We start from the raw sequence: 15,760 nt of genomic DNA, 5'->3' as shown, positions 1-15,760 counted from the left end.
CAAGTAGGCGGCTATCCATTTAATGCTGGATAGCCGCCTTAATTCGTATTGTTTTTCATTGGGTTAACTACAATACCTCCTGTAGCAGGTGCTTGATTTTCTTCCTCAGTCTATGTATCCGACTGGTAACTGCTGTATTGGACAGGCTATATTTTGCACTCAATTCAAGAATGGACAAGTGCTGCTTGAAGTAGTCCTCATACAATGCCTGTTCACGAGAATTGAGCTTATTCAAAAGCTCCTCAACCAATTTGCTTAGGTTAGTCGAGGGAAACAGGACCTCATCTAAAAACGGACAGCCACAAGCTAGCATGTCGGCTACATCGCAGTGAAGGTCAACCTCATATTTTTGCTGGATATAGCACTTTCGAAAAACATTGTTTACCTGATTACGGGAGGTTCTATAAAGCCAGCCTTCAATATTTGGATGTTTTTTAAGCTTGTTTGCTTGCTGTCCTGCATGTAGGAAGGTATTTTGCACGCATTCCTCAGTTGCATCAGTGTAATGGCCTCTCAGAAGTTTTTTGCAAAATAAACGGATTCGGTTGGCATGACTTCGATAGATTTCCTCTAAAAACTCCCCATTGGTTTTTAAGCTGTACATGTGCTGCTCCCCCTCTCAGCTAGTGGTGATAAAGTACCGCAACTACAGGTAAAGAGTTGGTTCAATACTCCTATATTTTACCATTAGCATGTAGATCGAAGCTCTTAAAATTTACAAAATCCATAATGATACGACTAAAAACAGGAAAATATTCCTGGTTACGTGATTTGTCATGGTTCGAGCGACATATAACCATATAGGGATTATTGTCTAAAAATGTAGTTATTTTGAATTTGGTTTGGAGGCTGTATAGGTTGAAGAGTTCTAAGCAGGATTTTCACTTACGAGTGGTGACACCTGAATAACTGAACATGAGGCTTTCTTCTCACAGGGTGTCGCTATGTGAGCGGGAGTTGATATTTTGTGGTCGAGTGCCTTTAATATCAAATCACGTGCAGCTTGTGCTGCAAAGAAGCTGGTAGCGCAGAGCAATTTTGCTATCTACGCTACTCTATTACCCTTGTGTCAATTACTGATTATTACTATCCATGTAGGCTCTAACAGCATTTTGCTTTGGAGTCCTTTTTATTCCGCCAGTGGATTTTTGAAGCATGGAACAGGCTGTCGTTCTCCTCCTCTGTTTTGGTTTGTACAAAAAAACCAAAATACGGAGGTAAGAACGATGAAAATAAATTTGAGAGACCTATATTGCCTTTATACAACAGATGTATGGGTAGAGGTGGATGAAGAAATTGTTGAGGAAATGCATCGCTTTGATAATCTTGATAGCGCATACAGATTGCGTGCGTATCGTCATCGTGCTTATTATTCACTGGATGCTAACGATGGCATAGAGCATCAAGCTTTATTTCAAATATGTTCTTCTGAAATGGAGTTCGAGGAGGCTTGGCTTCGGCAGGAGATTTATAAGGCCATGAGCCAGTTGTCGGAAAAGAGCTTCAGACGCATTTATGCCCATTATTTCTTAGGACTAAGCAAGGTTGCTATTGCTCAGATAGAAAAGGTGGACGAGCGTGCGGTTCGTAAGTCTATAAGCAGTGGTTTGAAAAAACTGTCTCGTTTGCTTGATAAAATACTGGACTAAGCAATGGGTCCGATTTATCCATAAAAATGATGAGATTGTTAGAGGATTATTTCGCATTGCAGCGGCTGGTGCTGGTGACTAGCCGCTGCATGTTATGAAGGGAGCCACTTAATATGCAGCCAAGAATGTTTCGAGATGAGGAGCACGAACGCTTTTATTATGAGTCGCTACGAAGGGCGAATTGTACAGATGCCTATCATCGAGCCGTTTTTTATGTGTTAGGGATTTCGTGGGAAATGAGAAGCCATGCTAATGAGCTATTTGATTATTCAAATGACAGCATCAAGACTACAGGCCTTAGCGCTGCATGGCAGACCAGCAGCACAATTCGAACAAGCCGTTTAGCCTTTAATTTGTGGAACGGCTGGACTGAGGATGGCAAAGAGCGTTACTCCACCCCACACGAGCTATTTGACTGTAGTTATGCGCCTTACTTCTTCGAGGCTATCCGCTTGCGTTACCCTGAATACTGTAGAGAGCATGAACGTACTACCAGAAGCATTGAAAATCGCACTCGCTAAATAATTAAGTGGAGGTGGTGGTATGAAGGATATAAAAACAAGGATTACGCATAAAAGTGTAAAAAAGCTGGAGAGACATGTACAGTTACTTGATAAAACACGTGCATCTATAGTGGGGCTCAAACAGAAGGATAACGATGAATCAGATGCACATTCTCCTGTTGAATATGCTAAGGGCAAATCGAGTGAGGCCTTACAGCGCTCATTGAGAATTGGTAAACATTTAACCAGACCGATTTCAAAAAGAGCGTCTCAAAAGATGAGCATTGAGCACGCACCTTCATTGATAAATAACAAGCAAAACGTAAGTATAAACAGGTATGTACAGAGTGAAAAAGGAATAACAGCACGAAGGAAAGCATCAGAGCATTCTATATTAAATGGTAGAAAAACAAGAGCAACACAGTTGCCACGTAGCATGAAGCAAATTAAAGCCTCAGTAAGTAATACTAGGTATCGGGGCGTTCAATATACCTTGCTAAGACCTAGACAGAACTTGACTGTGAGCTTGTCAGATCGAGTTGTAAGAAACCAAAGTGACTTAAAGGGCCGGGCTAATGCTCGGCTTTTGTATATTGGGCGGGTATCTAAACTAAAATTGAAGTTTATCAAGCAGCAAAAAGGCAGCAGGCTACAGGCGGAACCTAAAAAGCAGTCTCTTGTTCAATCAAGTAATCCCTCTTATTTGAGGCGACAGTCTAACTTTGAGAAACAATCCGGTAATGAAAGGAAGTTCTTCCGTACGCAGTCATCATTTCAATTGGCTAAGAAGCCAAAGCATTCTCGGTTGGTCAGTCATTCTGTTACTACCAAAGGGCAAAAAATAATCAAAACCTTATCCAAGCAAACAAGGCTGGGGACGTCCAACAGACCAAAAAGCAGTATGAATGCTTCGGTTGGTAAAAAGGGTGGCATAGAGCAGGCTAGGAAAGCGATTCACCAGGCAGCGTCAGTTCGAAGAAATATACAAAGAATACAAGCCATGACCCGATTTAATCTGCGTATCATTCGTATCGTAGTAAAGGCTGCCGCTGTGGCAGTGAAGGGAATCATGGCTTTATTAGGAGTGAGTGGCTCAGTCATTATGCTGATGTGCATCGTATTAGCGGTTGCTTCTCTCATTGCATCCCCCTTTGGCATTTTCTTTTCTGACGAAAATACGGAGCAGGATGTAAAGCCCTTGTCTGTAGTTGTCAAAGAAATGGATGCTGCATTTGCTGATAGACTAGAGGAGATTAGACAACATGCAGGATCTGTTGATCGGGAGGAGCTAAACTATATTGGTAGTGCAGATAATACCCGTGTAGATAACTGGAGTGATGTCATCGCAGTCTTTGCAGTGAAGACGGCGCTGGACGCTGAAGGTGGAATGGATGTGGTCACCATTGATGCGACGCGTGAGGAAATGATTCGCTCCGTCTTTTGGGATATGAACATAATTGAATACGATCTAGAAAAGATTAAGAATCAGGAGACAGTGGCGGTAGAGCAAGAGGATGGTAGCTTAGAAAATAAAACGGTGACAACGTATGAAACGGTTCTCCATGTTACGATTACTAGCCGGACAGCCGAGGAGCAAGCAGGGGATTATAGATTTACAAACGATCAACATTCACTAATGGAGGAGATGCTATCAGAGGAATTTAGACCTCTTATGTTTGCTCTTTTAGGCAAGGACAGTGATACAGGCTTATCACAGGAGCAGCTTGAACTGGTTTATCGAGATTTACCAGAGGGAGCACATGGGGCTGAGGCGGTTAAGCTAGCATTAACTCGTTTAGGTGATCCGTATAGCCAGCCCAAGGCAGGAATCGGGCGCTACACAGATTGTAGCTACCTGGTACAGTGGGCTTATAAGCAGTTAAATATTCAGTTGCCACGCACCGCGGCAGAACAGGCACGTTATATCGTAGATCATAACCTTGCAATCCAATATGAGCATTTAGCTCCTGGAGATTTGGTGTTTTGGAGCTATGAAAGCAATGGTCGTTTTATGGATATTACTCATGTCGGTATTTATGCAGGCAATGGGAAGGTCGTCGATGCTTCCTCTAGCCGTGGACAGGTGGTTTATCGGAATCTGTTTGATGGGGATAAGCAGGTGATGTATGGGAGGGTGATTAATAGGTGGATTGAGCAATTTCACATGAGCTTCAATGATGGCTTGAGAAAACCTTGGGTATAGATGCTAACCAGTGAATTTTACTCATTGCGAATCGAATGGTCTATAAATGTCGTTATGAAGCCAAACTTTATTTTCTTTCTAAGTAGAGGGTGATTTCTGTTATACTAATGTAAAGGGCTAATCATACTTTTTAGGTAAATAGTTCATATCTAGGGAGATCTAATTGAAGAACAAATTCGATTTTAAACTTGCTGACCATATAGAAAATTATTGTAAATTTTTTGATAGAATTATCCCAAACAGACATACGACAGTTAATAATTTCAGTATTCCATCTTCCACAAAAAAAATTATGAGTAAAGAAAACTATAATGAGAGCATCAAAAAAATTGAAAAATATATTCTTTCTCAAATTTCAAAAATAAAAAATATTGAAGCTCTGTCTATTTCTTTATTTGTGTATCGAGCTGTTACAAAAGGGAAAATGTATGAAGACATGGACTTTTGGACAGAAAAATTTAAAATCTGTAACATTTTATTTTTCTTAGTAAAGAAAAATATGATCGGAATTGGGATAAATGGTGTTCATGTTAATACTAATGAATATGAGGTTTTAAATGAAGTAGTTAATTGTGTATACACACTCTTAGTTAACCAGCATTTTTATAATACTATGTACACTGATAACGTATCTGTGGAAGAATATTTTGATAGGGTAAGGGAGGTTTCTAACAGAGTTGGAGATATGCATTCATATGTAATTCAATCCAATGACTTGCAAGCATACTTAAATAGTAGGAAATTAGATGTTGATTCACTTAAAAAAAAGTCACTTGAGAGTATTAAAGATCGGTTTATAACTATTGAGCAAATTAGTTATGATACGTCATGGGACAATATTATAAAGCGGTTCAATTTAAGTTTGCCAGAGGACGATATAGTAATTATTTGTCGTAATGATTTTGAAGTTTTAGATGAACGATTTAGGATTTTTCTGAATACTTTTGAGGTTAGCAATTGTACTAACCCTTTCGAAATCGAAAATGAATTATTTTTTACTTATGCGACTTCACGATACATTTATATATCAAAAAAAATTATGCTCGATGCACAAACGATAATCGAAGACTTTAACGTGTGGGGACAATATGAAAATCTAAGCAAATATTACTTTAACTTGAACAAAAATGAAGAAATTCTAGCAAAATATAACTGCCTAATGACATATAAGGTAGCGGACGTGTTAAGGAGTGCCGGCTACATTGTTCCTTTAGAAAAAAAGAAAAGTCTGAAAATACCTAGAGTTGAAATAAAGCATTACACAGAATCTGAAGAATGCAGTAGGTCATTAGGTGATATTGATGTGATGTTCTACTCAAGAAAAACTAAAATCTTGTTTTTAGTTGAGTACAAAAATTATCAAATGATGGTGAGTAGACAAGGTGATTTGAGTTCGGAAATTTCTAAAGTGAAACGTGAAGGTACAGAACAAAAGGTTCTGCTAAGACAAGAATATGTAAAAGGAAATATTAAAAAAATTATGAATGATTTCTTTTTATGTACTTATGAAATTAGGTTTGTCAGAAGCATTTTACTTACAACAAAACCCAACTATTTTTTCTATGCTAATAAGTCTCAAGATTACTATTATATGGACTGGGTTGAATTTGAAGAAAAATTAAAAAAACAAGAATTATAAAAAATATCATTTCAATCTCGAATTATTTGTTTAATGAGAATTTATTTCCTGTGTTAATATAACTGACTGTGAATGAAGTGGTTTTTAAAAATCAAATTAATTTGCTGAGGTATACAAAATTAGTTCAATTAGTTGTTAGTAAGTACCCCTTTCTTCTGCAATGAGAAGTTTGAATAATTTATAGGTGACCATTCATAGTCATAGAGTGTTCCAGAAATCAATGTTTTTTCTGAATAGAAAAGAGCCTCAGAGGTAGTTCTAGGGCTCTTTTCTCAATTCTCTTAACAATCGGATTATACTACTTATACACTAAAATCACTGTTGCTAATTTCTTGCATAAGTTTATATAAGTATAAGAGGCTTTAATCAATTAGTTGCATGAATGAATTGTTCTATTACCTTTAGTTGTTCTTTTTCTAATTCATATATGTTTTTGTTGAAAACAATTTCATTCTCATCAATGGAAGAAATGCATTTCTTCGCCCATTCAATGTCGTCAAAAGTTAATCCATATCGAAGCATCCAAATCTCATCAATACTATTTGTACCGTATTTCAAATATTTCGCAAGTTGGAGTGCACGATCATCTTTATGTTCTAAGTAGAACTGAAAAAAAATTGCATAATATATATCGCTCAACTTAAATCCTATTAACTTATCCAAATAATCATATGTGTCGTACACAATAAGATCGTAGTCAACATCTTTAGCTTTTACATTACTGTCAAAGAGAGGGTATTTTTTTAAATTCTTATCTGGGATGTCATGATAACCACACATATATTTAGCAGCTAATTCTTCCGCCATTTTGTTATCCCCGATTCTATAGAGTTCTCTTCTCTCTGTAGAGCGTGACGCATAAGCATAACGGAATTGACATATACTTTTAAAGGTTCTGCCGCGTATTCTCCATAACATTATTTTGATTGCATTACTTAAAACAAGCTTTTCTCCAGCCTCTAAATCACGACCAAGGTAGTATTCATAGAGTTTATGAAAATCTTGATAAACTTCTTTCAAATCTACTTCCTCAGTGTTAGTTGTAATAATATCATTATTTTGAAATAGCATATCAAGTAGAATAGGGATTATCATTGTTACTTCTTCCGATCGAAGCTTTTCAACATCAGCTTCAGTTAGATTATATTCATCAGAAAATGTATCATTTTTAATTGCTTCTTTAAACTCATTATACTTTTTATCAAATCCATCTTCTTGAATATCTAAATGTGATATTTCAGAAAGAGGCTCCTTCTTCATTAATACTTTTCTTAATGAGGTTATTGCAGATTTATGGACAATTACACTCCCATAATCAAATACTTGTTTTGAAGTAGAGCGCCCCGCACGTCCAATGAGGTTTTTCACAGAAAGTGATGAGCTTGATTCAAATCTATCAAGATAAACAACATCAAAGGGCATATTAATACCTTGCTCTAATGTTGAAGTGGCAAAACAAATCCGGCAAAACCCCTTTTGTGTGAATTGCTCTAATATAAGACGTGCAGTTAAAGGCATAGATCCATGATGAATAACTATGCCACAGGATAGCTTTTCTAACATTTCAGAATTGTAGAATTGCTTATCCTTTTTTGAGGCTCCGATATACTCTCGTAATGACTCTATCATCTTTAAACCATCAGCGTCTTGAATTGGCAAGCACATGTTAATATATTTATTGAAATGGGTGTAGATTGTTTTATCATAAATATGTTTTTTTGAGACATAGATTAAAACACTTCCACCATTTTTTATTGCTTTTTCGATAGGATCAAAATTGGACTCTAACTTATGTTTGCCCATAATTTCTTTATTTGTACCTATATGATAGAATTTATTGGTTAAGGTATCGTTAACAAAAAAAATTTGCCCAACATTTTTTTGTTGATATTGATGCGCAAAAGAGGTTTCTTCTAAGTCTATTTCGTTTTTCTTAAATTGAGCTTCAGGATTAGTTATAAAGGGATGAGCAAAAATACATTTTGTATTAGGGAATGTTTTTAGAATCCGACGCACAATACTATCGAAATAAAGTCCACGTACAGACCTCTCATCACTAAGTTGTGCCTCATCAAACAAAACAAAATCAATATTTAACCACTCTCTATTTTTAAATAAATCCCTAGCTCGTTCTGGTGTAAGAATAAATACATTTCTTAATGAATGTTTTATATTAATTCTATCTACAAAAGTAAGAATATTTACTTTTTTAATATCAACAATCTCCCGTACTTTATCATAGTATTCATTTATTAATGCTCTTGAAGGTACTATAACAACCACATCATGGGAGGCCATTTTAATCAGGTTTCGAAATACAAATGATTTCCCTGTACTTGTAGGTGCAGAAAAACTAATGAACTGATTAGTTCTTATCTGCTTAATAATATTTGCTTGCATAGGAGTGTAGTTCTCTCCAAATTGTTCTATTATATATTGGTTGTATAAATCAAAAAGTGCACCACGTAATGTATCAGGCTTCAATGCTTTGAAAAATAAACCCATACTCTCAATAACTTCATTTTCAAAAGTACGAAAATACTTAGGTTGAAATAATTTGAAATATGATAGGATTTCAAGAACAACAGTATCAATAGGACCTTCTTCGAAGAGATTAATTCGAACATATGACGAAATTTTATCCATTTCTTTTCCATCTCTTATTTTCGAAATTAAATTACCTTGATCAAAAATAGTATTCATAGATTCACCGCTATCAATATAACTTCATCGTAACATAACAAATCAAGAAAGTTTTGATGTGTAGTTATTGTTTTAATTAGTGCTGGTGTCTTTGTTCTTTTTGCTGAGAATGCTATAGCAAATCCCTTATTTCCATCAATGACTCTCTGTAAAGCAACAGGAGTACAAAATTGTTTTAGATCTCCTACATCGTCTATATCTTTGCGATCATTTACAAATCTTACAACCTGTGATAAAGCACTCTGATAGCCACTTTGCCTTGCTACATATTTAGCCTCTCCAAAGATCACAGTATCAGTAGTACCGTTCTGACTATGGAAATCAAATCCAGGATTCCCGGAAACTTTTTTTCCAAGTAACTCTGCTAATGGAATGTTAAGATAGTTTAATTTATCTACTAATGATTTTCTGGCTAGCTCTGAAATGACGTATTCAGCGGCATCACTGGCAACTTTATCAACTTGTGGGCTATCAAATTTTCTTTTTATATCGTCGAGTGTCTTCATAGCACGATTCTCGAAGCTTTTTTGCATAAAGGACTCATCAAATTTTTTAAGCCATGACATATCCATTAAAGTATGAAGAATATTTCCTAATGTTTCTTGCAAATCCTCTGGATCAATTCTAATAAAATGTACAGTTGCTTTACCTGTCGCAGGTAATTGTTTAAAGTCAACAACTTTCAATCCTAAGCACCTCACAAAATTACATTACTGAGAAGTTGCCATTCACTGCTGTCTACGTTGTCACTATATTTTTCTGTACAGATACATAGCTCATTACTCTTATTATCATAACGTACAAATCCACCTTTAAGATTGTAACGTTCTAAGTAATTCTTTAATACTTCAAATTTCTTCGGTGAAAAAATATCAATGTCTTGACTATTACCTTTTCTATCAAATCCACCTTTTGTTTCAATAATCCATATTTCACCTTGTACACAAATAATATAGTCAGGAAAGAAATTTCTTTGTTTTCCGGAGTTATCGTTGTATACAATTGATAAATATTCACTTCCCTTATCTCCATTTTTATATATCCACTCAATACTTGAGACTTGTTCACAAAATTTCTCGAATATTCTCTCACCGGATGATCGTGGTTCAGCAGAGGAGAGATATCCAGAATACACATTTTTTTTCATTTCAATTTGACCTTTAGATAATTTATCATAGGTAAATAAACATGTTTGAGGAATTTTAAATATATTTTTTGAGACTTGGTTAGCATCGAACTGCAGTTGCATTTGTGCAATCTCCATGGCCATTGCCTCTCGAATTATATGTCGTAGTCTTTCTGTATTATTAATAACAAAGGAATAGACTTGTTTCAAATCTAAATTTAAAATTTTTCTATTGTAATTTGAATTTTTCTCGAACAGCCTACGAATAATTGTATTCATATAGCTGTATCCCATCCCTATTTCCATACCTAACTTACCAATTTTCTGATGGTATTCGCGACCATGTGTATGAGTGTTTAATTTTTCGGTCACAGCTATCTTATTCATGTCGGATACTGCAGCTTTATTAATAGTAGCAGTTTCACCTGAATATGTATGGCGGTATATATCATCACTAATCACGAAACCAGCTGTTCTAAGTAATAATGTATTTTCTGTTCTGTTCGTACCCGTTTTAATAGTGTGTTCAAAATATTTGGCAATGGCGAGAAGTGCTTTTTGAGGATCACGATGATCTGTTACCATTGTTCTATGCTCAGATGTAAGGCTAATATTTACATAATCTTTTTTTAGAAAAAGGGTACTGGCATCTAGTGCACCCTTTCCCATGCTAAGCTTGACTCCTTCTGTAAATTTTTCATCAAACGTGTAAAGATAACAACTATCAAGCAATTCAATTCCATAGTGTTTTGCTTCAGCCATTCGGCGTATTCGTCCAATTGTTTGAATTTCAAAAGTTTCATCCATATTATCTCGAAGCTTAACAAGAATTTGTGCGCGGGGACAGTCCCATCCTGTAGCAACAGCCTGCTTAATTATTATAGCTGAGGCAGGGGAGTCTAGTTCTTCTATTTTTTCTAAGTTTTCGTGTTGATTGGACAACCAAACTGCGAGTTGGCCATTTTCATAAGTCCATCCCTTTTTTTCAAACCATTGTTCGACCGTATTTTGTAGAAGATCAGAGTTATTTGGCAACTGTATAATAATGAGTGGATTAACTTGTATATCATTTTGTAGTAAAGCTGAACGTATCTCTCGATGCTTAGCACATGCTCTTTCAAGTAGATAATTTATTTGATTTTCTGTTTGTATAATTTGTTCGAAGTTTTCATTTATTACTAGCATTTTTTTAATTAATCCTGCTACAATAACTTCTTCTTCAGGAATGTCAATTATCTCTGCTCCTGCAATGCCTCTGGGGGTCGCAGAACAGCGGATGATTTTTTTTGTATGGAAGTATTGAATAATTTCATCTGCTTTTACAGTATTATTTTGATGGCTCTCATCTACTACGATTACAAAACGAAGTCCATTTTTTAGAGCGCGATTTATATGTTCAATAAAGTTGGTTCGCTCGCTCTCCTTGAGGGCGTTATTTCCTTTTTTGTTTAGTTTTTCCCAATTTATAAAGCAAGAATCGTTCTCGTCAAATCCACTTGTCATAACATCGGGAAGCAATTTTGTTTGAGACATATGAATGTACCTATCCATTTTTGCTTTGCTTTGTTCTTCAAGTGAACCCTTACCTGGTGTAAGCCATATAAATACTGTATTCGGATAGGAGAGCATGTATTGTTGCATGAAATATGTCAGAATAATTGTTTTCCCACTACCAGTAGGACTTTTCAAAATAATTTCTTGAGCCGATTTTTCCATAGCTTCAAACAATTCTTTTACAGCGGTTAATTGAAATTCTCTTAATTCCATTTTCTCATCTCTCCTGCAAATCCCTATAATAGTAGTCAGGGACAATATTAACTTCAATGTTATTCTCTTTAAATAGCGATTCTTGTTCCGCAGTTGGTAAAAGGTTATGCCCCATATACAGCCTTCTGCATTTAGAGAGATTATTAGTATTTTTGATATATAATTGTAGTTCTTCTTCAGTGAGAACAATCCCGATTTCAGAGTTGTTAATAAGGTTTATTCCATTCTCTAATTCCACTAATTCACGAGTATGAAGAAGTAGTTCATCGGCGTATTCGTAGTAAAGACGCTCTGAGGTAGGAATATAATCAACTTTATAGTATTTTAGGCTTGCATAAAATTCTTCTTTGCAAATAACGCGTTTAATACGCTCATACGTTATTTCTTTGCAAATGTTATTTTCATTATTGGTACATAGGATAAAGCTACGGTTGCTATCTTTGTGTTCTTGATTGTATTTTAAGACAGCGTGTCCAGTTGTGCCGCTTCCAGCAAAAAAATCTAAAATACAACTAGTGGGTTGTGAGGCAATTTCAATGATACGTTCAAGTAGACTTACAGGCTTGGGATTGGTGAAGACTCCTTTACCTTCAAATATTTTCTTTAACTCTTGAACACCAACTTGGTTGTCTCCCACTTCTGTTCTAAACCATATTGTTTTAGAAACACTACCTTGTTGGACCTCGGACAAGAATTTTTTTTGAGCTGGAACATTGTTTCCATTTTTCCCAAACCAAATTCTGTTATCAGCAACTAAATCTTTAAAGCGTTGTTCATTTGTAATCCAACTTCTACTACTTGGAGGAGATACTATTCTTCCGCTTGGAGTTGTGATTAAATAATCACCAGTAGGGCTGTATGTTTTAGCTGAAAAGTCGGCTGCTTTCCAAGGCCCTCGTGGATCATTATCTGGATTTTTATATCGTTTATCCATTTCTGCTGTGCGCTTTAAAAGGTTTGGGCGCCACTTCTCTTTGTTTTTGGCATATACTAGTATGTGATCATGGCTATCGGATAACCACTTTGCATCATTTTGTGGTGAATATTTTTTTTCCCAAACTATATTAGCAATAAAATTTTGGTATCCGAATATCTCGTCACATAAAAGTCTAAGAGCAGCAACCTCATTATCATCAATAGAAATAAATATTGCCCCTTGGGATGATAAAAGTTTCCTTGCAATCTCTAAACGTCTGTACATAAAAGAAGACCATTTAGAGTGCCTATATGTATCATTTTTATCAACTAAAGTATCAGAGTAAGTAAATCCTTCTTTTAGTGTATTATATGGTGGATCAATATAAACCAAATCAACTTTTTCCTTGTGAGTCTTCAACAATAACTTAAGGCTCGCCAAATTGTCTCCTTCTATTAAAAAGTTCATCTGAGGATTATTATTAATAAGTAAGTCCTTATCTTCAACTAAAACAGGTGAATGAGCAGCCAGTATCTTGTCAATTAACTCCGAGTGCTCTTCAAAAACTAATCCGAATTTTTTATTAGTCAATTCTTTTTCTAAATCATTTAAATAAGTGAACAGCTCGTCTGTATTTGAATCCTGTGTTGATTTGGATATAAAGTTGCGAATATGATTAATTTTATTAAGTAAGTCCTCACGTTTTTGTTTTGATGTATTTGTACTCATTTCATTATCTCCATTCCATTGTTACAAACTTGAGAACTACTCAATTTCAAAGTTGAAGTATACTTCATTGGTAACACCAATTAGGAATTATTTCCTATTGTATATCATACTTCATATTTCGCTAATGCTCAATAAGATCTACTGCTCCAAAAATTAGTAGGTAGTTTTATATTGCATATAGAACAGCAATTTCTGATTTAAAAAACAAATCAGTAATCAATAGTTATAGGATTGTTCGATTCTGATTGAATATTGTAGCATTAAAGAGTTCGGTTATATTTCCGAAGAGTAGGAGCCAAAATTTTATGTGGTCTCTATGGACTATCTACAAATTACATTATGGTAATGGTTGAAAAGATGGAGTATACCCGATCGAAACCATAAAATGAATTGTTAAGTTATTACAAAACGAAGGCAGGATTGTGCATAATCCTGCTGAGCATGTGTAGGTTGGTTAGCTGACTAAGCCTAAAATGAGTCAGGTTGATGTAAAGGAGTCATTGGCTAAAGTTGAAAGCCGCGGGGATTAAGGGAGTGAGTTCTAGGCCGAATAATATACAACATACCTTTGCCGAGTTGTATATTATACATGAAGGTGATACTTACAATTTACAGGACATTTTAGCATATGTCTCGCAGGACATGGTAAAAAAATACGTGAATTTATGGTGACCGGATGCGATTTAAGCATGCGAAATCGTATCTTTCTCTTGGAAAAGCAAGAAGACCTGAAGACACGCAGGCACTTGCTTTTCCCGTTCATTACCACCATCTACGCTCAAGCTTCTTTTGGTCAGCGTTCTTTTGGTGATCGCGTTTCCCGAAAAACTCGTCTTCCCGGGCAATCGTTGGGTCATACCAGTCTGCCTTGGCTTTTGCCCATGTTATCCAATCTTTTGTCTTGGGATCAAGGTTTTCAGATACCTCAACTGCCGCAATGTAGCGTCTTATTTTGCAGGCAGTATCGTAGTCCTCCGATAAATTTTCCAGTATAAGTGTTTGGTCAACCTCTTCATTTACACGTTGACGGCGTTCCTCTCTTCGACGTTCCTCTTCCTGACGCTTACGTTTGGCTTCTTCTCGAGCCTCGCGCTCTTGCCTGAGTATATCGGAAGCCTCATACAATGAAATCATGAGATCACCAAGACGATCTTCAATGACGTATGATTTACAATCACGGAAACTTTTTGAGCTATTAATCGAAACGGTTAGTCGGCCATTGTAAACATAGTCATACTTTCTGATTTTTGGTTTTGACGCCCAGGAATTGCGGCGCTTGTCTTCTTCATACTTTAGTAGTTGTATATTTTCTTCTTTCGTAGGAATATGCTGGATTTCGTCCTTTGCTTCTGTTACCGAGACAGAGACGGTTTCACCGTTGACAACAAATTTTAAATCGCTAGTTAGGGAGCATTCGAGCGGCTCCATGGCTTTGATTAGCGCATCAAAGAGATGCAACACCCTAGGCAAGGATTCTTCAGAAACCGTGTCGGCAAGAAACAGAGGAGTATCCATAGCTCTTCTATTATAACCTTTGCTTTCTTGCTCCCTATGTTTTCTCTTCCAATCAATGACTGATTTTCGGTGGGCTACAATTGTCGGATGCATTTTGGCATTCTCATTGGGCAGTCTGATTTGCGTTGCAATAGAAAGAACAACACTTCTATCTTCTTCATTTAAAAAGCTGAGTGTCTCTTTCTCAAGTGATGGACTGTAATCTGTTCCGGTTCGTACCCCTGATTTTTTAGTAGGCTTGTTGGTTATAGGTAACGGAGTACGGGGCACTGGCTTGCCTGCTCGAAGCTTGGCCCAATACCCAACTGGAGGCGTGGGGATATCCAACGACTGGCATACCTTGCGGATTGTGACATCCGAGACAGCATACCGTTTAGCTATTTCGGTTACGGGAGCCAACCATATTTCATTGTATAGAAGCTCTCTGTCATAAATATTGAAGGTTTGTCCGGATTGCTCATACGTTTCTGGTAGGTCAATTGTTTGAGCGACCTCGCTGGCATCATCCTTAATTGTTGTAGAAGGGAAGGGAGCCTGCTCTTCCCCTGGTAATGTAGGAGCTTCGAGTGCTGTTGATGCTTCTGCGATGCCTGCTTCCAACTCGTCTTTGCTGTAGCTTTCAATCGTTAAGCTTTGCCGCTTCTTTTTAGAAGTAGAAGGTCGGGAGTTGGATAACAAAATGATTTCGTCTGCCGGCTCCGGTAATTCAAGCTTGGTTACAGGCTTGTTAAAATTGAGCTTCGTCCAGTATCCAGACGGAGGAATCGGAATGCCCGCGTCTTTAATCTGTTTCATAAGGTGGGTATAAGGGAGGTTGTATTTTTTGGCCACTCCGGCGACCGATATTTCCCAGATTTCATCGTATAATTGCTTTCGAGTCATTTCAATATTCGAATACTCAGGCAAAGCGCTTCCCTCCTCTCCTTCACTTGACGAGCTTACTTCAATGATGGGAACAACTGCAGGTTCAATTCTAGTTGGTTGCTCTTCTTGTGCGACTTGTTGAACTG

Annotated in this window: 10 protein-coding genes; 4 read left to right on the top strand and 6 right to left on the bottom strand. The window is 36.6% G+C overall.

The genetic code is table 11. From position 1 onward, the window contains the following. Positions 1-67 precede the first annotated feature (67 nt). Entirely contained in the window at positions 68-604 is a 537-nt protein-coding gene (locus IEW26_RS24685) for an RNA polymerase sigma factor (RefSeq protein ID WP_188594297.1), read from the bottom strand. Positions 605-965: 361 nt separating this feature from the next. On the opposite strand from IEW26_RS24685, the gene IEW26_RS30460 reads away from it, so the two are divergent. The 4 genes from IEW26_RS30460 (at position 966) to IEW26_RS24665 (ending at position 5,994) form a co-directional block, all read left to right on the top strand. After that, the gene (locus IEW26_RS30460; RefSeq protein ID WP_229730018.1) at positions 966-1,649 is read left to right on the top strand and encodes a sigma-70 RNA polymerase sigma factor region 4 domain-containing protein; all 684 of its coding nucleotides are present in this window, start codon (positions 966-968) and stop codon (positions 1,647-1,649) included. 113 nt (positions 1,650-1,762) lie between these two features. Next, a complete protein-coding gene (locus IEW26_RS24675) occupies positions 1,763-2,170 on the top strand; it encodes a DUF6075 family protein (protein WP_188594296.1) in 408 nt (135 codons plus the stop codon). Positions 2,171-2,192: 22 nt separating this feature from the next. Beyond that, complete coding sequence (locus IEW26_RS30455) at positions 2,193-4,355, top strand: C40 family peptidase (protein ID WP_229730017.1); 2,163 nt, start codon at positions 2,193-2,195, stop codon at positions 4,353-4,355. 163 nt (positions 4,356-4,518) lie between these two features. Continuing rightward, the gene (locus tag IEW26_RS24665) at positions 4,519-5,994 is read left to right on the top strand and encodes a hypothetical protein (RefSeq protein WP_188594295.1); all 1,476 of its coding nucleotides are present in this window, start codon (positions 4,519-4,521) and stop codon (positions 5,992-5,994) included. 366 nt (positions 5,995-6,360) lie between these two features. Here the strand turns inward: IEW26_RS24665 and IEW26_RS24660 are convergent, their stop codons facing one another. The 5 genes from IEW26_RS24660 to IEW26_RS24640 all read right to left on the bottom strand — a co-directional run bounded on the left by IEW26_RS24660 (position 6,361) and on the right by IEW26_RS24640 (position 15,656). Further along, on the bottom strand, positions 6,361-8,697 hold the full coding sequence (locus IEW26_RS24660; RefSeq protein WP_188594294.1) for a DEAD/DEAH box helicase: 2,337 nt from the start codon (positions 8,695-8,697) through the stop codon (positions 6,361-6,363). Then, positions 8,694-9,383: a hypothetical protein gene (locus tag IEW26_RS24655; RefSeq protein ID WP_188594293.1), complete on the bottom strand. Its 690-nt coding sequence runs from the start codon at positions 9,381-9,383 to the stop codon at positions 8,694-8,696. Before IEW26_RS24655 ends, IEW26_RS24660 begins: the two co-directional genes overlap by 4 nt. A gap of 11 nt (positions 9,384-9,394) precedes the next feature. After that, complete coding sequence (locus tag IEW26_RS24650) at positions 9,395-11,590, bottom strand: DEAD/DEAH box helicase family protein (RefSeq protein ID WP_188594292.1); 2,196 nt, start codon at positions 11,588-11,590, stop codon at positions 9,395-9,397. A gap of 4 nt (positions 11,591-11,594) precedes the next feature. Further along, entirely contained in the window at positions 11,595-13,235 is a 1,641-nt protein-coding gene (locus IEW26_RS24645) for a site-specific DNA-methyltransferase (RefSeq protein WP_188594291.1), read from the bottom strand. A 762-nt stretch (positions 13,236-13,997) separates the two neighbouring features. After that, entirely contained in the window at positions 13,998-15,656 is a 1,659-nt protein-coding gene (locus IEW26_RS24640; protein ID WP_229730016.1) for a hypothetical protein, read from the bottom strand. Positions 15,657-15,760: the final 104 nt, after the last annotated feature.

This window comes from Paenibacillus silvae (assembly GCF_014639235.1).
GTDB lineage: Bacteria > Bacillota > Bacilli > Paenibacillales > Paenibacillaceae > Paenibacillus > Paenibacillus silvae.
This window is presented reverse-complemented; position numbering and strand designations above follow the sequence as displayed.